The sequence below is a fragment of the Orrella sp. 11846 genome (assembly GCF_048820935.1).
Classification (GTDB): domain Bacteria; phylum Pseudomonadota; class Gammaproteobacteria; order Burkholderiales; family Burkholderiaceae_B; genus Algicoccus.
Genome location: NZ_JBMERD010000012.1, coordinates 75,682 through 97,687 on the forward strand (window position 1 = coordinate 75,682; position 22,006 = coordinate 97,687).

A 22,006-nucleotide genomic window follows, 5' to 3' on the forward strand; every position below is an offset into this window, starting at 1 on the left:
CATCAGGTGCGTGGCAAAGTCACACCCAGTTGCCCTTGATATTTTCCGCCACGGTCGCGGTACGAAACTTCACACACTTCATCGCCTTCAAAAAACAGCATCTGCGCACAACCTTCACCGGCATAAATCTTTGCAGGTAAGGGTGTGGTGTTACTGAACTCCAGTGTGACGTGTCCTTCCCACTCTGGTTCCAAGGGTGTCACATTCACAATGATGCCGCAGCGCGCATACGTACTTTTGCCCAAGCAAATTGTCAGCACACTGCGCGGAATCCGAAAATACTCAACCGTGCGCGCCAGCGCAAAAGAATTGGGCGGAATGATGCAGACATCGCCTTTGAAGTCGACGAACGATTTCTCATCGAACGCCTTCGGATCGACGATGGTGGAATTGATGTTGGTAAAAATCTTGAATTCATCTGCGCAACGCACATCGTAACCGTAACTACTTGTTCCGTAGCTGACGATTTTGCCGCGCTCATCTTGCCGGACCTGACCCGGCTCAAACGGTTCGATCATGCCTTGCTGAGCGGCTTGCCGAATCCAGCGATCGCTTTTGATACCCATGCTTGCCCCCGAGCAACGATAAAGTCATTGATTTTAACGCGTCAAAGGCAAGCGGTCGTCAGTTCTTATGACTGGCGCGACTTTTGCACGACAATCGACGGGAATTTACTACCCATATCGCGCGGTAATGCGGCAATCCGACCCGCCAGCGCCCAAGCGATACGACGGTAGTGTTGTGTGATTTCAGCATCAGGTGACTTCTGAACTGTTGGACACCCTGAGTCGGCATCTTCACGCAAGGCCATCGCCAACGGCAAACTACCCAGCATCTCTACATTGAACTGATCGGCCATGCGCTGCGCACCACCTTCACCAAACAAGTGCTCTTCATGACCGCACTGCGTACAAATGTGGACAGCCATGTTTTCGATAATACCGAGCACAGGCACTTCCACCTTCTCGAACATGCGAGCACCTTTCACAGCATCCAGCAAAGCAATGTCCTGAGGTGTGGTCACCACCACAGCCCCTGTGACTGGCACTCGTTGCGCCAATGTCAGCGCCACGTCACCCGTGCCCGGGGGCATATCCACGACCAAATAATCCAGATCACCCCATTTGGTCTGGCGCAACAGTTGCTCCAAAGCCTGCGTCACCATCGGACCACGCCAAATTGCGGGTGCATCGGCATCGATCAGGTAACCAATCGAGTTAGACGCAATGCCATAACCGATCAGCGGATTCATGATCTTGCCATCGGCTGATGTAGGTCGATCATCAATGTCGAGTAGCAAAGGCACACTGGGACCATAAATATCAGCATCCAACAAGCCCACGCGAGCACCCTCGTCCCGCAAAGCCAATGCAATATTGACCGCTGTCGTACTTTTTCCTACACCGCCTTTGCCTGAGGCCACGGCGATAATGTTTTCAACACCCGGCACGCGTGCAATGCCGGCACGGATAGCATGGGCTTGGATCTTGGGTTCAACCTGCAACACTACGTTTGACACGCCTGCTTGCGCTAGGGCATCATTAAGCGGTGCAAAAATCTGCGCTTGACTGCGCGCCGCCGGATAACCCGGTGTCAAATGCAAGGTCCAACCATTGCCGCTCGATGCAACTGATTGCGTCATCTTGGCATAGGGCAACCCCGTGAACGGGTCAATGGTTGTGTCCAGCACATTCTGGATTGTCTGTGTATTCACTGTCATAGCTTTCCTGATAATTCCCTGTTCAATCATCCGTTTGCAGCAACTGACGCCCAAACTGGATTTATACTACCCATATGGATACTCTCACACGCCTTATTCGGGCTCTCATCTTCGGCATTATTGCAACCATCGGCATCATCATGGCGGTCGTTTTTACGCTATCCACCATCGTGGCGCTCATGATCTTGTACGTGACTGCAAAATTCCGCGCACGTCCATTCAATGCTCAAGAATACTGGACGACACGCCAATCTAAGCGTAATCCCGTATTTCAGAAAGGGATCCGAGCGCGCTCATCGCGTGACGACATCACTGACGTCCAGGCGCGAGACATTCCCTAAATCATTGATCTGCCCTAATACTTAAGCCATTCGTCTAAAATGACGGGTTTGGCTGTTGTCGCTTTTTATCCGGAGAAATCATGTCGCGAACGCTCTTCGTCACCACGGCTTTGCCTTACGCCAATGGATCATTCCATATCGGCCACATCATGGAGTACATCCAAGCTGACATCTGGGTACGCGCAATGCGAATGGCCGGACACACCGTTCATTTTGTTTGCGCCGATGACACACACGGCGCACCTGTCATGCTCCGAGCCGAATCTGAAGGCATTACGCCGCAAGCTCTCGTTGCACGCTATGCACAAGAGCGCCCCGCTTATCTGAACGGATTCCATATCGAGTTCGATCATTGGCACTCGACCGACTCACCCGAGAACGTTGAGCTTTCCCAAGATATTTATCGCCAACTCAGAGCGGCCGGTTTAATCGATACCCGCACCATTGAACAGTTTTATGATCCCGTCAAACAAATGTTTCTGCCGGATCGTTACATCAAAGGTGAATGCCCCCATTGCCATGCCAAGGAACAGTATGGCGATGCCTGCGAAGTTTGCAGTACGGTCTATTCACCCACCGAACTGATAGAACCTTATTCAACACTTTCAGGTGTGCGTCCTGAGTTGCGCAGCTCCGAGCACTTCTTTTTTCGGTTGTCTGACCCTCGTTGCGTTGAGTTTTTGCGTCAATGGACTTCTGCTAAAACTACGCAAGGCATGCCACGTCTGCAATCTGAGGTACTCGGCAAAGCCCGCGAATGGCTCGGCGACGATGACAATGAAACCTCACTAAACGACTGGGACATTTCACGCGACGCACCTTATTTCGGTATTGAAATTCCAGATGCGCCCGGCAAATACTTCTACGTTTGGCTCGATGCACCCGTCGGTTATCTCGCTTCACTCAAAGCTTATTGCAAGCTTAAGAATCTGGATTTTGAAGCCCTGATCGATCCAGCAAGCGATACCGAACAAATTCATTTCATCGGTAAAGACATTGTGTATTTCCACACGCTGTTCTGGCCTGCTACCTTACATTTCTCAGGTCGCAAAGTTCCCGATCAAATCAACGTCCACGGCTTCATTACCGTCAGTGGCCAAAAAATGTCTAAGAGCCGTGGCACCGGCATTTCCCCGCTGCGCTATCTAGACATTGGCATGGATGCAGAATGGTTGCGTTATTACCTCGCGGCCAAACTCAATAGTCACGTTGAAGACATCGACTTTAATCCCGAAGACTTTCTGCTTCGAGTCAACAGCGACCTAGTGGGCAAATACATCAATATTGCCAGCCGTGCAGCGACTTTCATTAGCCGCCACTTTGATGGACAACTCGCGTACACCGGTGACACACAGATTCTGCAAAAACACTGGGATGATGTGGCTAACCACGTTCGCGACCTCTTTGAGAAACGTGAGTATGGGCGTGCGATTCGTGACATCATGGCGCAAGCGGACATCATCAACCAAGATTTTGATGCTGCCAAACCGTGGTTATTGGCCAAAGGCTTCCAACAAGCCAGCGCTCAGGATAAAGCCAAGCTACAAGACATCTGCTCAGTCGCCATTGCTGGCTTCAAAGCGCTGTCTGTCATGCTCGCCCCAGTCTTGCCAACCTTAGCGACTCGCATTGCACAGGAACTCTTTAACCAGTCACGTGACTTTGTCTGGGATGATGTGCGTGAGTTACCCACACAAATCGCCCCCTTCAAACATCTCCTGCAACGGGTCACACCAGACATGATGGAAGCGCTCTTTGAGCCGGAACCCGAGGAGCCTGCCGCGGTTCCAGGTGGTGAAGAGATTGCACCCACGATTAAGATCGATGATTTCATGAAAATCGATCTACGTATCGCACGCATTGTGCAGTGTGAAGCCGTTGAGGGATCCACCAAGCTTTTGCGTCTGACATTGGACGTTGGTGAAGGACAGACCCGTGAAGTACTCTCTGGCATCAAAGACGCCTACAAACCAGAAGACCTAGTTGATCGTCTAACCGTGGTGGTTGCAAACCTCTCCCCCCGAAAAATGAAATTCGGTACATCGCAAGGTATGGTACTGGCCGCAGGTCACGCCGATGAAGCTGTCGATGCGGGTATTTATCTGCTGGATCCCGACAGTGGTGCGCAACCCGGTATGCGTGTGCGCTAAAGCGATCATGTCAGGCACACAGATTCACTATTAATCTGTGTGCCTATCTCTCCCACCTTAATCAATCGAACGCTTTGACCTAAAGCGCTTCACGCTGAGCCGTCTTTAACTTTGAGGTGTAGAGGGTGGGTTTGACGGTGGGTTGTCCGATGTAGATGGCGGATTAGATGAAGGATTTGATGTATCTGCTAAAGCCGGTGCAGCAGGTTGGCTAGCATGTTTGTGTGCGGTAGACTTCTCTTGATGAGGCTCACTCATAAAGAAATCCGACAACTGGTTTAAATCAATCTTCTCGCCACTGAGCATTTTAGAGAGCACCTGCGCCCCGAAATACTGAGGTGAAAATAGAATATCAGGCTTGACCTGGCGAATTTTTTCTAGGTTCTGGCTGTTATTCACCACCGCCACCGTCTTAGCACGACAACCTTCTAGCCCTTTAACCGCTAGGACAATAAATGCATTATCCGCATCCTCTTCTCGGGCAGCCAACACATAGGTCGCCTGCATCACTCCCGCATGCTGTAGAACCTCATCGCTGTATGCATCCCCAAAAACAATATCAGTCTTATCCGAGTACGTGTGAGTTGTGCCTGGACTCAACAGGACCGTGACGTTTTCACCACGCGCCGTCAAGCTTTCATACAGATTCATCGCCAGAGGCGTCGCACCACACAGGATGACATGGTTTTCTTTCATAGAAAGTCTCTCTTTACGTCGCAATAACCGCCCTACACCACTCGTCAACAGCGGTAAAAACACAGCCCCAATGGCTGTTGAAAACACGGTAATTCCAATTACGATCACCGACACTACAAAATAGCGAGCCACACTGCTGACTGGCAAAATATCACCGTACCCGACCGTTGTTAAAGTCACAAAAGAAAAATAGATCGAATCTGTCAACGTCACAATTTCTGGTTTAAAGCCCGTACCCAGATACAAAGAACCGACCACGGTGTACCAAATTAATGCCGCCAAGCTTGCTGCGGCGTATAGCGTACCAGCCGCCACACTAGATCTGGCAAACATCCAACTGTAACGGAGTAAACCAACAAAAATCAGAACGTAATAGCCAATTTCCCAGAGATAGCTTGGTTGCTTCAAAAGTAGCGTGGTCAGCACTGCAAACAACAGTAAAACCAGTGTCAGCACCCAAGCAATCCGTGCACGCAACACCAACCCAATCGACATTAGGATCAACGCCAATGAAATCATCACTCGCGGCAGCTGCACAAGACCAATCGCGTCAATAATGCTACGCCAAGAGTCATTTAAGAACCAACTCAAATGCTCACCGGAGAGCACACGCATGACCAACGGCTGGATTTGCCAAAGTCCACCAATCGCGACAACCAAGGACAAAATCCAGTGGATGTAACGATTACGACTTATTTTTTGTTTATCCTGATCGTTCTGACCGTTCTGATCGTCTTGATCTGCCATTGTTTGACACCATTTAAGTCAATATTGTCTAGGTATAGTAAAAGGAAGCCTTGGATTTGTAAAACTTTACTTGACCGTCATATGTACTGGCATCATGGTTACTTTCACCCAAAGTCCGCATCTGGGCGATACTGTTAGCTTTCTTACTATGGCAAGACTAAGGTTCTCACATGACACGCATTGTCCTTCTGGAAAACATTCACCCTAGCGCAATTGAAGTTTTTGAAATGGCGGGATTTACGGATATCGTTCATCGCGCAGGTGCTTTACAGCAAGACGAACTCATTAAAGAACTGCAAGGCGCACAGATCGTCGGCATTCGCTCTCGTACTCAAATTGATCAGCGAGTCCTCGAACAAGTTCCTACATTACGGACCATTGGCTGTTTTTGTATTGGGACCAACCAAGTGGATTTGGAACAAGCGATGTTGCGCGGCGTTCCCGTCTTTAACGCACCCTACTCCAACACCCGCTCTGTCGCAGAACTCGTTCTAGGCGAAGCCATCTTTCTACTGCGTCGAATTCCCGAAAAAAACGCACGCGTCCACAAAGGATTCTGGGACAAATCTGCTGAGGGTGCTTACGAAGTACGCGGAAAAACTCTTGGGATTATTGGTTACGGCAACATTGGCTCCCAAGTCGGCACACTAGCCGAAGCAGCAGGTATGAGCGTCATTTTCCATGATGTCGACACTAAGCTCCCACTGGGTAATGCACACGCAGCCGGCTCCTTAGAGCGCTTATTGGCACAATCTGATGTCGTGACATTGCATGTACCCGGCGGTCAGCCTACCCGCAACATCATTGACGCACAAGCACTGGCCAGCATGAAGCCAGGCGCGATCCTGATTAACGCATCACGCGGTAGTGTGGTCGATATTGAGGCATTGCATGCATCATTGAAGTCAGGTCATCTGGCAGGTGCAGCACTCGACGTTTTCCCCACAGAGCCGAAAGACAGAAATGAACCATTGGATTGCCCGCTTCGTGGCATGGACAACGTGATTCTCACACCTCACATTGGTGGTAGCACACAAGAGTCGCAAGAGAACATTGGTCGCGAAGTCGCTCAAAAGCTTGTTCAGTACCTGCAGTACGGTGCCACCAAAAGCGCTGTCAACTTCCCTGAGGTGGCTTTTCAGCCATTGTCGGGCGCAAGCCGCATCCTGCACATTCACCGCAATGAACCTGGTGCAATCGGCGCCTTCAGTCAGGTCATGTCTAAACATGGTTTGAACATTGTCAGCCAACTGCTCCAGACGCAAGGTCCAATCGGCTATCTGGTTTCAGACGTTGAAACCCAAGTCAGCGATGCGGTTCTCGAAGATCTGCGTCAAATCCCAGTCACGATTCGTTGTGAACGCGTATAAGAAACTGCTCCTTGGCCGGTAAGATATCGGCCAAGGTATAGGCATCTAAATGCCTCCAGAACTGATTGAGCGCACCTCTAAGCACACCTGCTAACTGGCAGTTTCCTGTCAGTGTGCAGGTTGAGCCTTCGCCGAAACACTCTGTAAGGCCTACTTCGTTTTCTGTATCCCGAATCACTCGACCCAAGCTGATTTCATGCGGGGGTTTGGCTAAACGAATGCCCCCATTCTTTCCTCGCACGGTTTCGAGCCAGCCGGTTTGTGCCAATCGATGTGTCACTTTCATCAGGTGTGCTTGTGAAATGTCATACACCTGTGCCACTTCTGCGATCGTACACAAGCGGTCCGGATGTTGCGCAACGTACATCAACATCCGAATCGCATAGTCTGTCAGTGTTGTCAGTTTCATTTATCTGGCCTTGGCCGAATTAACAAGGGCACATAACGCCACAGGTACAACGCCATACCAGCGATCCAAGTCGCGGCAGAAATATTCAGCAACGTTTGATACCACTCGGTCGGATATAACGCCCAGAGCCGGAAAACAACGGCCACAAGCACTAGGTAGTAACTGATCAACATGCTGTTATCCAGCTTCAGGGGGCGACCCGTATGACCTAGCGCAGTGCGTGTGACCATACCGATAATCAACGCACCAAACCCACCCATGCCAATCAAGTGCACAAAGGTTGCAGGACGATCCAACATGACCCAGAAATGCCCCGTCAACTGCAGACCCGCCACGATTAAGCCGATAGCCATCAATCCGTATCCCAGATAGAGAATCCACAACATCGGCTTGCCCAACACCATCCAGGGCTTCCAACGAATGGTTTGATAGAGCGCCATTAAACCGATGACGCCTAACAGATAACCCATCCAGACTTCAAAACCGAATAAGCCCAATAAAATGGCCACTGTGCTGATCGTCAGTTGAATATGACCATTGCGAGTCAGCATAGGGATTTCCAGCCCAGGCACCATCCGCATCGCAAAAAATGGCAACACACGGCGAGCCACCAACAATGCCACAATCGCCATGCCCACTAGACCCAAATTAAACCGCTCAATCAGCGCGACGTAATCATCCTGATACGCCTCATAGAGATAAAGTAGATTGATCACACCCAAACCGGCCACCAAAAAGGGCAAACCGTCGTTGCGGCGGTTCTTGCTGCGCATCATGACACGCATTAATCGTTGTGCGGCAAACAAGAAAAAGATCGTCTCCGCAGTTGCAGCGATGTAAAAAGCCCAATCCGCTGGAATCAGATACCCCACACGCGCCACAATCCACGCTACAACTAGCCAGCCAAGTGCTTTACCCTCCATTGGGTTGTGACCTGTCCAAGTCGCACTCGCAGTCAGCAAGAAGGCGACCGCAATGGTGATCACAAAGCCCCAGAGCATTTCATGAGCATGCCACGCGACGCCCCACATCGGCCCATCAAGCAACTCGGGGGTAAAAATCCAGAGTGCAATGGAGACCAGTGACCACGCAACGCCCCCGATATATAAAGGTCTAAATCCTAATGACAGAAACGCCTTCATACTTGGCGCTTTGGTTTGTGTATGCGACTCAGGCTTAGGTGGCTTAGAACCCTTACCCTGCCCACCACTCGGATTTGTTTTAATGGTCTGCAAATCGACAACTTTGATCAACTCAGACATGGTGTAAATCCTTTGGTGAAGTTTGAGGAGAATTATGTAGTTGATAACCCAACCACAGACTGCGAGCGATCCGTTGCGCCAACGCGTTAGCGCGTTGTCCCATCAACTCATTGTCAAGGTCCAGCGTCGTTTCATGAAATAACCGAAGCCAACGTTCAAACAAACCCGCATTCAAATCAGGTAAAGCGATGTGCTTGGGCATCGGTGCACCGCTATAGGTCCCTGAACCCAACAAAATGGACGACCAAAACCGCACCATAATCTCTAAGTGTTCATCCCAATCATCGATATGCTCATTGAAAATCGGCCCCAATACTTCATCCAATCGGATTCGATCGTAAAACTGGTGAACCAACTGCGTAATGTCTTCTTGTGTACAAAAGTCTTCCCGTGCCATGATGGACACCAAATTCCTTATAGTCGGTCAATGAATTTAAAAGATATACACAATAGTAATCTTAAAGAGATTATCCGACAAGTATTCACCCAACACAACGTTTGCTCTATCCAACACACGCAACAGTCTTAACGGAGTTTTTGTATGAGCGGTTGGATCTACCTAACCATTGCCATCGTGGCCGAAGTGATCGCAACTTCAGCCCTTAAATTCAGTGACGGCTTTACGCGACTGATGCCGTCAGTTCTGGTGGTGATCGGCTATGCCGTCACTTTCTATTGCCTCTCGATTGTTTTGCGTACCGTTCATATCGGTGTTGCTTACGCTGTCTGGTCTGGGCTGGGCATTGTGCTGATTGCTGCATTTGGTTGGATCGCTTTTGGACAAAAGCTCGATGGCTGGGCGATTCTAGGCATTGCACTCATTCTCGCAGGCGTCGTGATTCTGAACTTGCTTTCAAAAACGGGCAATCACTGAATTCTCAGCCTTCCTCCCTTAGAATCACTCCTTAAGCATAAACAACTGACATTCAGTAACAAATTATTTCATCGAGTCATTTGAGGTTTGAAGGCGATCGGGGCGTGGAACAAAAAGTCATTCGTGTTTTTTTAACAGGCTTGGATCTGGGCGGTACATTTGTATTTGCCATCAGTGGAGCGGTTGCAGCCGTTCGTCACAGACTGGATGTGTTTGGTATTGCGGTACTGGCGTTTGCGGCAGGTAATGCAGGTGGTATCACACGCGACCTGTTAATTGGCGCGGTTCCGCCCGCTGCGGTTTCCACCTGGGTTTATGTCACGATTTCAATGCTAGCGGGTCTATTGGCAATTTTTTGGTATCCGCTGATCAAACGCCTCAACCATCCTGTCCAGACATTTGACGCCATTGGTTTGTCATTTTTTGCAGTCGTTGGCGCTGAAAAAGCGCTTACCTATGGATTAGATCCTGTCATGGCCGCCTTAATGGGCATGGTCACAGGCATTGGCGGTGGGATGCTACGAGACATTCTGGTCGGCGAGATTCCGGTCGTTTTGCGCGCTGATCTCTACGCTGTCGCAGCACTTGCAGGTGCCAGTGTAGTGGTGCTCGGTCAGACTCTAGGTGTGTCCCCCGTTGCCAGTACCTTATTGGGCGGAATTCTATGTTTTACCCTGCGTTACGGTGCGATTCGCTTTAACTGGCATTTACCTAAAGCTCGGTTCGGACAGTTCACAGACCAGACTGATGACGACACAAGAAATTAGTCGGAAAATTAGTCTCTAGCGCAACTCTGAGCGCAAATATCAGATGGGTGTCATTTTTTGATTGTCGCGGGTAAAATGGTGCCCATGAAAATCACACTCAATGGTCAACCTAAAACGGTTGCGACAAATAGTACAGTCACCGATCTGCTGACATCACTCGATTTGGCAGACAAGCGTGTTGCCGTCGAAATCAATCAAACCATCATTCCACGAAGCCAGCATGCACAACATGCGCTCAACGAAGATGATGTCGTCGAAATTGTCGTCGCAGTCGGCGGAGGCTAAAGGCACCATGCAACAGCCTCGTATCCGCAGCTTTATACACCGCCGTAGTCACATTACACGCGGTCAACAAGAAGCGCTAGACACACTCTCAACGCACTGGGTTCTGCCTTACCAAGCAAGCCCCCTTAATCTCGATGAGGTGTTTCAACGTCAAGCACCCACCATCCTAGAGATTGGCTTTGGGATGGGTGAAACGACCGCCACAATCGCACAAACCAACCCAGACATCAATTATCTGGGACTGGAAGTGTTTAACGCAGGGGTCGGTGCTTTACTGAACCGCATTGATCAAATGGACTTACAAAACATTCGCATCATTCAGCATGATGCAGTGGAAGTGCTCGAACAAATGATCGAGCCTGAGACGCTTGCGGGCGTGCATCTGTACTTTCCAGACCCTTGGCCTAAAAAACGCCATCACAAACGACGTTTGATTCAACCGCCATTGGTTGCCTTACTGGCCAGTCGCATCAAAGCAGGTGGTTACCTGCATTGCGCCACGGACTGGGCACACTATGCCGAGCAAATGCTCGAAGTGCTGTCTGGCGAACCTGCTTTACAAAACACCTGCAAAGGGTTTTGTCCAAGACCTGAGACCCGTCCATTGACCAAGTTTGAGGCCCGTGGTCTTCGACTGGGTCACGAAGTCTTTGATCTGATCTTCACTAAAAAAGGCTGACAGCCTGCCTCATTAAAACAAAAAGGTCTGATCAGACAGCGTCAAACGCATGTCGGATCAGACCCCAAGTCACCTTAAGTTTTTATGCTTATGTGATGATCTAGTCTGGTTATTAACGTAGTCTTTAGCGACCCATACGACCCAGCTTACCCAAAGCCTTCATACCACCCATGGCTCTGAGCATCTTGCCCATGCCGCCTTTTTTCATTTGCTTCATCATGGTCTGCATTTGACCAAACTGATTGAGCAAACGGTTCACTTCCTGAACAGTCACCCCTGCACCGGCTGCAATTCGACGTTTGCGCGAAGCTTTGAGCAACTCAGGTTTGGATCGCTCAAGTGGTGTCATCGAGTTCAAAATGCCTTCGGTACGACGCAACTGCTTTTCTGCTTCACCCCCTTGGAGCTGGCTGGCCGCTTGCGCAAACTGACCGGGCAACTTGTCGAGCAGACTGCTCATATCACCCATTTTCTTGACCTGACCGAGCTGTTCTCTGAAATCATTCAGATCGAACTTGTCACCAGTACGCATCTTCGTGGCGAGCTTTTCAGCATCGGCCATGTCAATTTTGTGCTTAGCTTGCTCCACCAGAGAGACGATATCTCCCATGCCGAGGATTCGTTGAGCCATCCGCTCTGGATAAAAGGCTTCAAATCCATCGAGTTTTTCAGATACCCCGACAAACTTCAGTGGTTTGCCCGTGACATGGCGCACCGACAACGCGGCTCCACCACGTGCATCACCATCGAGTTTTGTGAGCACCACACCGGTGAGTGGCAAGGCATCCCCAAACGCTTTGGCCGTATTGACCGCGTCCTGCCCTTGCATGGCGTCCACCACAAACAAGGTTTCAATGGGATTCAAAGCCGCATGCAGCGTTTGAATCTCTGCCATCATGGCTTCATCGATCCCTAAGCGACCGGCCGTATCCACAATCAATACATCGATGTGCTGACGCTTGGCGTAATCCAGGGCATTTTTAGCAATGTCCAGAGGTTTTTGTGTGGTGTCTGAAGGAATCCATTCCACACCCGCTTGCTGCGCGACCGTTTGAAGTTGATCAATGGCGGCTGGACGATACACGTCCGCACTGACCACGGCCACTTTCTTTTTACCGCTCTTGCGACCATTCTGACTGTGATGACCCGCTGTTAACCAACGCGCAAGCTTTCCGGTCGTGGTGGTTTTACCAGCCCCTTGTAAACCCGCCATGAGAATAACTGCAGGCGGTTGGGCGGCCAGATTGAGTTCGCTCGCATGCTCACCCAAGTCACCCCCCATCAAGGCGGTTAATTCTTTATCAACCACACCCACCAAAGCCTGTCCGGGGCTTAGGCTCGTGGCGACTTCCTCACCCAGTGATTTTTCTCGGACGCGTTCCACAAATTGCCGTACAACCGGCAGTGCAACGTCCGCTTCCAACAAAGCCATGCGCACTTCGCGCATCATTTCTTGGGTGTTTGCCTCTGTCAGGCGTGATTGTCCGCGTATCGTTTTAACGACTCGCGCCATTCTTTCTGTAAGATTCTCTAGCATGGTGGCAGTTTCGCTTAAACTAAAGGTATGTATAACGGAATTGTATTTCATTCACTGGCAACCCTGACCTTTATCGGGTTGACCATCGGTCTGTGGCAGGCCTTGCGAACCGGCAGACCCGTCGAGCAGCTTGGGCGCTATACGCGCGCAGGGCTATTGGTTGCGCTCGCCTTTCAGGGCATTGCCTTGTCACAACAAACATTGGGACCAGGCTTGATCAATCTGAACTGGGCCGTCGCATTGTCTGCGGCCATCTGGTTAGGTCTGATCGTGTACTGGATAGAGAGCTTAGTCATCCGTATTGATGGCATCCAACTCATCATGTTACCGCTTGCAGCCCTCTCGTGCCTGCTAGCCAGCATCTTTCACACGACCTCACCGATCATCACCTCGGCCGACTGGTTTATGCGTGGACACTTATTGCTGGCTTTTTCTGCTTACGGGCTCATCACGATTGCTGCAGTACAAGCCTTGCTGATGGCGGCAACTGACTACCATTTGCACCATCCCATCAGCCGATCTGACCATCCTAACAAATTCATTCGGACTATCGACCGTGTGCTGGATGCACAGCCTCCTTTGCTGACGCAAGAACGTTTGCTCTTCAGACTAATCTGGGTTGCATTTGGCGTCTTAACGCTCACAGTCCTTTCCGGCACAGTCATTACCTACGAACTGACAGGGCAGCTTTTAACTGCCGACCATAAAACAGTCTTTACGCTTCTGTCTTGGATCACCTTCGCCATCCTACTAGCCGGGCGAATCGCGCGTGGCTGGCGCGGTCGAATTGCCTTACGCTATACACTGGTTGGTTTTGTATTCGTGCTGCTTGCCTATAGTGGCAGTCAGTTTGTTGTTGACGTCATCCTTCACAAAGTCTGAGCATGGGAAAAATACTATTCTGGGTTGTTGCTATTTTGGCGGGCATGATCGTCATGCGGGTTCTGAATTACCAGAAATCAAAACAGCGACAATCCACATCTGACCCTCGACGTGAGGCCATTCGCCAACGCGCCGAAGAAATGGTTCCTTGCGCACACTGCGATGTCTATCTGCCTGAATCACAAGCCTATAAAAAACAGGGTCAGTACTGGTGTAGTCCAGAGCATGCTAAAAAGGGAGCTTCTAGGTCATGATTTCAGAAGAGAATACGAACAGCCCCTGGCATTTCAACGCACAAGGCTGGCTCGAACTCGCCCCTGAAATCACCCATCGCCCATCTGACAACTTCGATGTGCGCCCAGAGGGTGTTTCCCCAGATCTGCTAGTTATTCACAACATCAGTCTGCCGCCGGGCGAATTCGGTACAGGCTGCGCTGCGGATCTGTTTTGTAATACGTTGGATTTTACGGCCCACCCTTGGTTTGCCAATATTGAAGGATTGCGTGTTTCAGCGCATTTTCTCATCGACAGGCAAGGACACGTGACACAGTTTGTTTCCTGCAACGACCGGGCTTGGCACGCTGGAGTCTCTCAGTTTCAAGAGCGGCAAGCCTGTAACGACTTTTCCATTGGCATTGAGTTAGAAGGCACGGACGAGCTGCCTTATACTGATATCCAGTATCTACAATTAGGACGTCTTGCGCAAGCGTTGCGTCGCCACTACCCACTCTCCTCAGTCCAGGGGCACTGTCACATTGCACCCAACCGAAAAACCGACCCCGGCCAAGCATTTGACTGGGATCGGTTTGGTTTAGAAGCGCAATGGCCGCCAGATCGGCGGCCACCCAAACTTACTGCTTAAGCAGCAATGAGTTCAAGCGTTGAACAAACGCAGCCGGATCTGACAGTTGTGAGCCATCCGCCAAAAGCGCCTGATCCAGTAACAACGCAGCCCACTCATCAAACTGCGCCTCATCAGCCGCTTCGATGCGACCAATCAGTGCGTGCTCTGGATTAATCTCCAGAATCGGCACAATCTCAGGGGCTTGCTGGCCTGCAGCTTGAAGCATACGCAGCAAGTGCGGACTCATTTCGTTGTCGTCTACCACCACGCAAGCGGGTGAATCGACCAATCGCAACGTGACGCGTACATCTTTAACCTTCTCACCCAAGGACTGCTTCAAGCGCTCAATCAAGGGTTTCAAGTTTTCTGCGACCTCAGTTTGCTTTTTCTTTTCTTCTTCATCGGCCAGTGCTTCAATGTCCAGACCACCTTTGGCCACTGACACCATGGCTTTGCCATCGAACTCATTCAAGTGACTGAGCATCCACTCGTCAACGCGATCCGTTAACAGCAACACCTCGATGCCTTTCTTGCGGAAAATCTCTAGGTGTGGGCTGTTTTTAGCGGCTTTGTAGCTTTCTGCGGTGACGTAGTAAATCTTGTCTTGCCCTTCTTTCATACGCTCCACATAATTTTCGAGCGACACATTTTGCACATCACTGTCTTGATGGGTTGACGCAAAGCGCAACAACTTCGCAATCCGTTCACGATTGGAGAAATCTTCGCCTGTGCCTTCCTTCAGGACCTGACCAAAGGCAGACCAGAACACAGCGTAATCTTCTTGCTTATTCTCAGCCAGATCCTCCAAAAGACTCAAGATACGTCTGGCTGATCCGTCACGGATCGAGCGCACATCGCGGCTTTCTTGCAAGATTTCACGCGAAACATTCAGCGGCAAATCGGATGAATCGATCACACCTTTCACAAAACGCAAATAACCTGGCAGCAGTTGCTCGGCATCATCCATGATGAACACACGTTTGATATAGAGCTTCACACCACGCTTTGCATCACGGTCATACAAGTCAAATGGCGCATGTTTGGGGATATACAGTAATTGTGTATATTCCGTGCGACCTTCCACTCGGTTGTGCGTCCAAGCCAATGGATCTTCAAAATCGTGCGAAATGTGCTTATAAAACTCGATGTACTGCTCATCAGTAATGTCATTGCGTGCACGTGTCCACAAGGCGCTAGCTTGGTTAATGGACTCCCACTCACCCGTACGCTTCATTTCCGATGTTTCTTGATCCCACTCTTCTTTGGGCATCTGTACCGGCAAGGAAATGTGATCTGAGTAGCGTTGCAGGACTTCACGCAACTTCCAACCATTGAGGAAATCATCTTCATCAGCACGCAGATGCAGGGTGATCTCTGTCCCCCGATCTTCTTTGACGTCATTCTCAATGGTGAATTCACCTTCACCGTCCGAGATCCATTTAACGGCCTCATCAGCAGACAAACCTGCACGACGGCTACGGACCGTGACTTTATCTGCCACGATAAATGATGCGTAAAAACCAACACCAAACTGTCCAATCAGTTGGGAGTCTTTTTGTTTATCGCCCGTTAGTTTCGAGAAAAACTCGCGTGTTCCGGAGCGGGCAATGGTACCCAAGTTCTCAATGATTTCGTCACGAGACATCCCGATCCCGTTATCACTGACCGTAATCGTGCGGGCTTTTGAATCGAAATCAATCCGAACTTTCAGCTCAGGATCTTTCTCTAAAAGTGCGGGCGCATCAATCGCTTCAAACCGCAATTTGTCGCAAGCATCCGATGCGTTTGAAATCAACTCGCGCAAGAAAATTTCTTTGTTGCTGTAAAGCGAGTGAATCATCAGGTGCAGTAGTTCCTTCACCTCAGCCTGAAATCCCATCGTTTGGGCAGCAGACGACTTAGTACTCTCTGTCATGAATATTTACCTGTTCAGTTGCAATATAAAACACGTCGTTCAAAGACCTGTGGAGTCTGGCACACAGAGGTGCCAGACCCTCGATCTCTGACAGATGGGGACAAAACACCCAGATTCAAGGGTGTCTCAATGAAACGCATCAAAAAAACCATCAAAGTGCTCATCAAAAACAACAAATGCACCTTGAGTCGATGGTTTACAGCAAGAAAGACTTCAGAATTTGCGCATAACCCTGCGGATCTTGACTCATCGGCAAATGGGCCAGTGGCATTTCAACCAATTCTGCGTCCGGAATCTGATTAAACAGAAATTCACCCAAAGCTGGTGGCGCAGACAAGTCGTACGTACTGTTAATGATCAACGTTGGCGCTTGAATACGCACCACATCCTCTCGCTGATCCATCGCCCGAATCGCAGCACAGCAAGCTAAGTACCCATCAGGGTCACACTGACGAAACACTTCACGTAGTGTGTGGTAAAGCGGTGAGGCTGCTTCAATAAAGTCTGCTGTAAAAAAACGCTCTAGCGCAATATCAACAATGGGCTCAATGGATTCCGTTTCACGAATAAGCTTGACCCGTAAATCCAAGGATTCAGTCGGCATCTTGGCGCCGGTGTTGGACAACACCAGACGCTCAACTCGTTCAGACGCATGAACACCCAACCACATGCCCATCATGCCGCCAATGGACACACCAGCGACATGCGCTTTATGCCAACCTGCGGCATCCATCACCGCTAAAACATCTCGACTCAGATCAGCCATGTCACACACATCACCGACATTCGTCGATCCGCCATGGCCCCGTTTATCCATACGCAGAACATAGAAATCGTCTAACAAATGTGCGACGACAGGCTCCCATAGGGATTGATCGGTGCCTAGCGAATTGAGCAATACTAAAGGAACTTTGGCAGGATCGCCATCCGTACGCCAATACAGGACTCGATCACCCAGATTTAATACAGCCATCAATCGCCTCCACTGATCACGCCATCAACATTCATCTAGACCTGCAGGATACGGCTACCCGGCATGCGAAGCACACATCTCATTATCTAAAGTAGCCGCTATCTACAAACGTTTTAATTTTCTGGCTTCAGAACCGCCAAGTTATGATAACCACGGCGATGCAATTCACGAACTTCAGACGCTGCGGTCGAATCGTCTTCACCTGGCCAATCAATCAGCACGATTCGATCTGTGGTTTTAAGACCCGCACCCCCCACCGCCCATGCCATATTGCCCAAAGTAAATGACAACACACTCAAAGGCTCACCGTCTGCCTGCATAGCATCGAGCTCAGCCTGTGTCACCCAAGGAGCAAACGTCATCGGTTTGGCCATAAAACGTTTAAATTGCCCACCTGTTTCGGACTCAAACCCGATACGACCCACTAATGTGTCTAAAGCGTTACCGTACAAATGCAAATGCAGCGCATCACTACCTTGTTCGACCGCGATCGTGTGAAACTCATCAGCACCCAACGTCACACTTTGGCCTGGACCCACGTCCACCGCTTCCAAAAAGCGAATCTTGCCGGTATTGGTTTCGTTGTCGCGCTCTAAGCACTCAAAAAACTGGTTGCGCTCAACGCCATGCACGCCAGCAATCACAGCCCAGGTTGTGTGATCATGCGGTGGCTGATATTTTCCGCTGGCGCCCGCAGAGGCATACAAGGACAGACTGCGATCAGGTGCCACATACAGTTCATAGAGACCACCTGATGCACCAGGTCTGGGCTTGAAGTTTTCGCTTGGAAACAATTCTGTTTTTTTAGCGAGCTCAGCCAGAATCGGCTGAATTTTCTGTCGAGTCTCTTTCAAATGAAGCTCTGGTCCCAACGCTTTAATCTGGTTAATTGTCTCCATCACCGCATCATGACGTGCCTGAATGCCCACGATTTTCTCCTTGAAATATTAGTTACATTCAGTCTAACGCACCGAAAGTGCGATTGGTCAGCAAAAATTAAAAAAATAGTCTATACTTCTGTTCTGCATCAAACCTAACCTCCAAAGCCCGGGTGGTGAAATTGGTAGACGCAGGGGACTCAAAATCCCCCGCCGCGAGGCGTGCCGGTTCGATTCCGGCCCCGGGCACCATAAAAAAATCAAACACTTACAGCATCTCGCTGGTCCAGCCTCGATCCCAACAAAATCTCTGGTCCGGTTTGGGTCCGGTTTGAAGGGCAAGCACTTTTAAGCATCGGGACCAACAGGACCCAGTCGCCTTTAGATCGATCTCATTTTGATTGGCGCGGTTGGTGAACCAATGTACGACCATCGATCCCGGAATGCCCGCTCACGATCGACCGGAATAGCCAGAGAACCTGATTGATACGGCAGAACAGGTGTGCAAAGCCAAGACGATTAGATCTAATCTTTATTATTACCCTTTAGGTTATATTCAAGACGATATTTAATCATTCGTGCATGACCAGGGCCACAAAGATGGCAGCTCATTTTTATGTTTCGACGACCATGAGATTAGATTACGTGTTATTTTTAACTTATGGGAAGAAATTCACGATACAATCTAATCAAGCGACTTCAGGCTGACCTGCCGCGCGGCGCACCATTCGACCTAGCCACGCTTGCAACGTTTGGCGTGTCACCCAAGCTCGCCGCTGATTACGCCAAGAGCGGCTGGCTCGTGCGCCTGGCGCAAGGCGTCTATGCCTTCCCCAACGATCACTTCAGTGTCTACGGCGCATTACAGTTTCTCCAGCGCCACGTACCCGGTCTGCATGTCGGAGGTAAGAGCGCTTTGGCGTTGCACGGCATCAGGCACAATCTGGGCCGCGACACACTGGTCCTGTGGGGCGACACTCGCTACGCACTTCCTGACTGGTTCACCACGCGATTCCCTGCCCGCTATGTCTATGCACGCCTCTTTGAGTGGCCTGACAACATATTGGCTGCCAAGACATTGGGAACGCCTCCAGGTCAACCTGACGCATCATGCGTGTCGGTGGCCGAGCGCGCAGTGCTGGAAATGCTGTATGACGCTGGCACCCGACAAAGCCTGGAAGAAGCACGCAATCTCTTCGATGGCCTGCGTACACCTCGCAAAGACCTGCTCGGCCAATTACTGGCGTGCTGCACCAGCGTGAAGACCATCAGACTGTTCCTGACATGGGCGCGAGAAACCGGTGTGGTGAACGTCGATGACATCCTTGCTCACTACTGCCTGCGCACAGGCAGCAACAAGCGCTGGATGAGCCAACTCCCGGACGGTACTTTACTAAGCCTGAAGCCACATGGATAAAAGCTATGCAGACACTGTTCGTCTGCTCTTGACTGTCACCCCAGCTGTATTCGCCAACGATATTTTTGCAATGAAAGGCGGCACAGCGATCAACCTCTTTGTACAAGACATGCCGCGGCTATCTGTCGACATCGACGTCGTGTACCGGCCGTGGCAGCCCCGACGTGATGAAGCCCTGCACGCAATCAATAAGGAACTGGCCGAAATCAGTAAACGTGTCGAGCCGCTGGGCATCCACACACGCCTGATTCGTAGCAAAGACTTTGGAGACACCAAACTGATCGTTGAAAACGACACCAGCCTGGTCAAAGTCGAAGTGAACGTTGTGTTCCGAGGTACGGTACTGCCAGTCGAGCATCGGCCATTGAGCCCCCGGGCAAGCGATCTGTTTGGTGTGGAGTTTGAAACACCCACTCTCGCTCGTGAAGAACTGTACGCCGGCAAGCTGGTCGCCGCGCTGGATCGGCAACATCCGCGTGATTTGTTCGACGTATGGCAACTGTATGAGTCAGGCTGCCTGACTGAAAACATGGTTGAATGCTTCATCATCTACCTCGCCGGACACAATCGACCACCGCATGAGGTACTGTTTGGCAGTGACAAGGACATTGAAACAGAATACGAACGCGCGTTTGTGGGCATGACCGAAGTGCCTTGCTCACTGGATACGCTGCTGGAAGTTCGCACCCGATTACGCTGCGATCTTGCGCAACAATTGACTGACAAACACAAGCGGTTTCTTGCTGGACTGGTACGCGCCGATCCTGATTGGACCTTACTTGGATGCAGCCATACGGCTGACCTTCCAGCCATTCGCTGGAAGCTCGCAAACCTCGAAACCTTCCGTGAACGGCGGCCCGCTGACTTCGCGGCACAGGCGGAAATCCTGATCGCGGCGCTGAGCAAGGGGTAACGGCAGACGTGAACGAAACCGGTGAGCAATGCGCTGGTCTGTACCTCACGCAGCATTTCAGTCCAACACAGGTACGGCTACCAGTTTTGCTGGGTTTCGACAAATTACGCCAATCGATGGATTCGCGAGTTTTTATCTATATCAACCCACACTCGACTTCGCCGCGCTTACCTATACAGAGACCGCAACCCGCCAATTCAAAGTCTTCGATCGCGATCACAGGGCTGTAAACCCGGCCACAAAAACACACATGTCCTTGGCTGGTTCGCGAATCTTGACTGTGCACTGCAATCACCTTATCCGCTCTCTGATCAGTCTGGTTGCGTGGCTCTGCATTAGCATGAGATCTCGCTTACCTGCCCCCCATCGCATCCCTGTCTGGACAGGAAAGCAGTGCTCATGCGCATCACTGGCTACCGCGAAGCTGTATCTCCCGGCAGCTTCTACCAGGGATTGATTCTGCCAGGAGTATCCGCACCAATGTATGGACCTTGCCGTGTTGATGAGCAGGATTCCGAAAGAATACATGGGGTCACCAATGAGACCATCAAGGCGCGGGCCCCTCGCTTCTTACGTCGGCGGTCGCTGCCGGGTTGCCCTCTTTTTGGACCTGCCTGAGTTGGCGATCAATCCCCACCTACATGACTCTACTCTTACGTCGGCGGCCACAAGGGACCTGCCTGCCTACAGCCCTCGGCCTTGGGTCGGGCTGACGAGTAGGTTGATGTGGGGATATGCCGCACCCTGCCACTGTGTTCCTGGGGGGCTATGGTCTTGCCCACGCTTCGCGTACCGATCCCGGGGTGCAGCCTGTCCAGCCTGCGCAATAGCGGACGTTTCAGCTGCAGGGGAGCATCCAGGGCAATGCCGGAAATCTAACATTTCAGCTGGTCAGGAAATGGCCGCACCAGCACCATTTGAACCAGCTCATTTGCTGCTTTTGGACTGGCTGTGTCGAGCCGTTTGCGCGGACTGACGAGACGGACTTTCCGAGCCATGTGCACACCACATCACGAACACCTGGAGCTAGCGGGACTGTGCCAAAGCCAGCAGGCTGTGGATGGCCAGCGTATCGCCGGCAATGAAGTGAAACAGAGCCGCTTCTAGCTGGCGGCGCAACCTTCCGGGGCATACCTCGTGCTCGGTGTGCAGAAACTCGCAGCCGTACTCCGGCAGTGCTGGACCTAGTCAAATTAATAGACAGTCAGCTGCTCTAGGTTTTGGTAATACAGACGTTCAAACGCAACGGGTGGACTTAGTCATAAAAGTAGACAAAACGGCGCTCTAAAGTTACCTTCTTACTTTAGGATATCGATATGACACAATCAACCATTAGTGCCCACAAGA

22 protein-coding genes and 1 tRNA gene are annotated in these 22,006 nt (G+C 50.8%); 13 read left to right on the forward strand and 10 right to left on the reverse strand.

What is annotated here, in order from left to right:
- Positions 1-2: 2 nt before the first annotated feature.
- Both dcd and apbC read right to left on the reverse strand, forming a co-directional pair.
- A complete protein-coding gene (gene dcd, locus ACOI06_RS10965) occupies positions 3-566 on the reverse strand; it encodes a dCTP deaminase (protein WP_420662621.1) in 564 nt (187 codons plus the stop codon).
- 65 nt (positions 567-631) lie between these two features.
- Positions 632-1,720: an iron-sulfur cluster carrier protein ApbC gene (apbC, locus tag ACOI06_RS10970; protein WP_420662622.1), complete on the reverse strand. Its 1,089-nt coding sequence runs from the start codon at positions 1,718-1,720 to the stop codon at positions 632-634.
- A 74-nt stretch (positions 1,721-1,794) separates the two neighbouring features.
- On the opposite strand from apbC, the gene ACOI06_RS10975 reads away from it, so the two are divergent.
- Entirely contained in the window at positions 1,795-2,061 is a 267-nt protein-coding gene (locus ACOI06_RS10975) for a hypothetical protein (protein ID WP_420662623.1), read from the forward strand.
- An 80-nt stretch (positions 2,062-2,141) separates the two neighbouring features.
- Positions 2,142-4,211: a methionine--tRNA ligase gene (metG, locus tag ACOI06_RS10980; RefSeq protein WP_420662624.1), complete on the forward strand. Its 2,070-nt coding sequence runs from the start codon at positions 2,142-2,144 to the stop codon at positions 4,209-4,211.
- Between the two features lie 105 nt (positions 4,212-4,316).
- Here the strand turns inward: metG and ACOI06_RS10985 are convergent, their stop codons facing one another.
- Positions 4,317-5,654, reverse strand: a complete 1,338-nt coding sequence (locus tag ACOI06_RS10985) for an NAD-binding protein (RefSeq protein WP_420662626.1) — start codon at positions 5,652-5,654, stop codon at positions 4,317-4,319.
- 170 nt (positions 5,655-5,824) lie between these two features.
- Here ACOI06_RS10985 and serA point away from each other — a divergent pair, with 170 nt between their 5' ends.
- The gene (gene serA / locus ACOI06_RS10990) at positions 5,825-7,024 is read left to right on the forward strand and encodes a phosphoglycerate dehydrogenase (protein WP_420662627.1); all 1,200 of its coding nucleotides are present in this window, start codon (positions 5,825-5,827) and stop codon (positions 7,022-7,024) included.
- On the opposite strand, the gene ACOI06_RS10995 is transcribed toward serA, so the two are convergent.
- The 3 genes from ACOI06_RS10995 to ACOI06_RS11005 are packed head-to-tail and all read right to left on the reverse strand — an operon-like array spanning position 6,999 to position 9,092.
- The gene (locus tag ACOI06_RS10995; RefSeq protein WP_420662628.1) at positions 6,999-7,433 is read right to left on the reverse strand and encodes an RrF2 family transcriptional regulator; all 435 of its coding nucleotides are present in this window, start codon (positions 7,431-7,433) and stop codon (positions 6,999-7,001) included. The genes serA and ACOI06_RS10995 overlap by 26 nt on opposite strands.
- Positions 7,430-8,695, reverse strand: a complete 1,266-nt coding sequence (locus ACOI06_RS11000; protein ID WP_420662629.1) for an NnrS family protein — start codon at positions 8,693-8,695, stop codon at positions 7,430-7,432. The genes ACOI06_RS10995 and ACOI06_RS11000 overlap by 4 nt, the downstream gene beginning before the upstream one ends.
- A complete protein-coding gene (locus ACOI06_RS11005; protein ID WP_420662630.1) occupies positions 8,688-9,092 on the reverse strand; it encodes a group III truncated hemoglobin in 405 nt (134 codons plus the stop codon). The genes ACOI06_RS11000 and ACOI06_RS11005 overlap by 8 nt, the downstream gene beginning before the upstream one ends.
- Positions 9,093-9,236: 144 nt before the next feature.
- On the opposite strand from ACOI06_RS11005, the gene ACOI06_RS11010 reads away from it, so the two are divergent.
- The 4 genes from ACOI06_RS11010 (at position 9,237) to trmB (ending at position 11,300) form a co-directional block, all read left to right on the forward strand.
- The gene (locus ACOI06_RS11010) at positions 9,237-9,569 is read left to right on the forward strand and encodes a DMT family transporter (protein WP_420662631.1); all 333 of its coding nucleotides are present in this window, start codon (positions 9,237-9,239) and stop codon (positions 9,567-9,569) included.
- A 104-nt stretch (positions 9,570-9,673) separates the two neighbouring features.
- Positions 9,674-10,336 carry a trimeric intracellular cation channel family protein gene (locus ACOI06_RS11015; RefSeq protein WP_420662632.1) on the forward strand — a complete coding sequence of 221 codons (663 nt, stop codon included), beginning with the start codon at positions 9,674-9,676 and terminating at the stop codon, positions 10,334-10,336.
- An 84-nt stretch (positions 10,337-10,420) separates the two neighbouring features.
- Positions 10,421-10,621 carry a sulfur carrier protein ThiS gene (gene thiS, locus ACOI06_RS11020; RefSeq protein WP_420662633.1) on the forward strand — a complete coding sequence of 67 codons (201 nt, stop codon included), beginning with the start codon at positions 10,421-10,423 and terminating at the stop codon, positions 10,619-10,621.
- The gene (gene trmB, locus ACOI06_RS11025) at positions 10,584-11,300 is read left to right on the forward strand and encodes a tRNA (guanosine(46)-N7)-methyltransferase TrmB (protein WP_420662649.1); all 717 of its coding nucleotides are present in this window, start codon (positions 10,584-10,586) and stop codon (positions 11,298-11,300) included. Before thiS ends, trmB begins: the two co-directional genes overlap by 38 nt.
- Positions 11,301-11,424: 124 nt before the next feature.
- Here trmB and ffh read toward each other — a convergent pair whose 3' ends face one another.
- Positions 11,425-12,837 carry a signal recognition particle protein gene (gene ffh, locus ACOI06_RS11030; RefSeq protein ID WP_420662634.1) on the reverse strand — a complete coding sequence of 471 codons (1,413 nt, stop codon included), beginning with the start codon at positions 12,835-12,837 and terminating at the stop codon, positions 11,425-11,427.
- A gap of 27 nt (positions 12,838-12,864) precedes the next feature.
- Between ffh and ACOI06_RS11035 the strand changes: the two genes are divergently transcribed.
- Genes ACOI06_RS11035 through ampD form a run of 3 tightly spaced genes read left to right on the forward strand, consistent with a single transcriptional unit; the run spans position 12,865 to position 14,581 of the window.
- Positions 12,865-13,719, forward strand: a complete 855-nt coding sequence (locus ACOI06_RS11035; protein ID WP_420662636.1) for a cytochrome C assembly family protein — start codon at positions 12,865-12,867, stop codon at positions 13,717-13,719.
- A 2-nt stretch (positions 13,720-13,721) separates the two neighbouring features.
- Positions 13,722-13,973 carry a PP0621 family protein gene (locus ACOI06_RS11040; protein ID WP_420662637.1) on the forward strand — a complete coding sequence of 84 codons (252 nt, stop codon included), beginning with the start codon at positions 13,722-13,724 and terminating at the stop codon, positions 13,971-13,973.
- Positions 13,970-14,581 (forward strand): 1,6-anhydro-N-acetylmuramyl-L-alanine amidase AmpD, encoded by a 612-nt coding sequence (ampD, locus tag ACOI06_RS11045; RefSeq protein WP_420662638.1) that lies wholly within the window; start codon positions 13,970-13,972, stop codon positions 14,579-14,581. The genes ACOI06_RS11040 and ampD overlap by 4 nt, the downstream gene beginning before the upstream one ends.
- Here the strand turns inward: ampD and htpG are convergent.
- From htpG to ACOI06_RS11060, 3 genes are all read right to left on the reverse strand, one after another.
- Positions 14,571-16,478: a molecular chaperone HtpG gene (gene htpG / locus ACOI06_RS11050; protein WP_420662639.1), complete on the reverse strand. Its 1,908-nt coding sequence runs from the start codon at positions 16,476-16,478 to the stop codon at positions 14,571-14,573. The genes ampD and htpG overlap by 11 nt on opposite strands.
- Positions 16,479-16,674: 196 nt before the next feature.
- Positions 16,675-17,451, reverse strand: coding sequence for an alpha/beta fold hydrolase (locus tag ACOI06_RS11055; protein ID WP_420662640.1), 777 nt, complete (start codon positions 17,449-17,451; stop codon positions 16,675-16,677).
- 113 nt (positions 17,452-17,564) lie between these two features.
- The gene (locus tag ACOI06_RS11060; protein WP_420662641.1) at positions 17,565-18,380 is read right to left on the reverse strand and encodes a hypothetical protein; all 816 of its coding nucleotides are present in this window, start codon (positions 18,378-18,380) and stop codon (positions 17,565-17,567) included.
- A gap of 116 nt (positions 18,381-18,496) precedes the next feature.
- Here ACOI06_RS11060 and ACOI06_RS11065 point away from each other — a divergent pair.
- From ACOI06_RS11065 to ACOI06_RS11075, 3 genes are all read left to right on the forward strand, one after another.
- Positions 18,497-18,581: transfer RNA gene (locus ACOI06_RS11065), tRNA-Leu, on the forward strand.
- Between the two features lie 409 nt (positions 18,582-18,990).
- A complete protein-coding gene (locus ACOI06_RS11070; RefSeq protein ID WP_420662642.1) occupies positions 18,991-19,746 on the forward strand; it encodes a type IV toxin-antitoxin system AbiEi family antitoxin domain-containing protein in 756 nt (251 codons plus the stop codon).
- The gene (locus ACOI06_RS11075; protein WP_420662643.1) at positions 19,739-20,659 is read left to right on the forward strand and encodes a nucleotidyl transferase AbiEii/AbiGii toxin family protein; all 921 of its coding nucleotides are present in this window, start codon (positions 19,739-19,741) and stop codon (positions 20,657-20,659) included. The genes ACOI06_RS11070 and ACOI06_RS11075 overlap by 8 nt, the downstream gene beginning before the upstream one ends.
- Positions 20,660-22,006 lie beyond the last annotated feature (1,347 nt).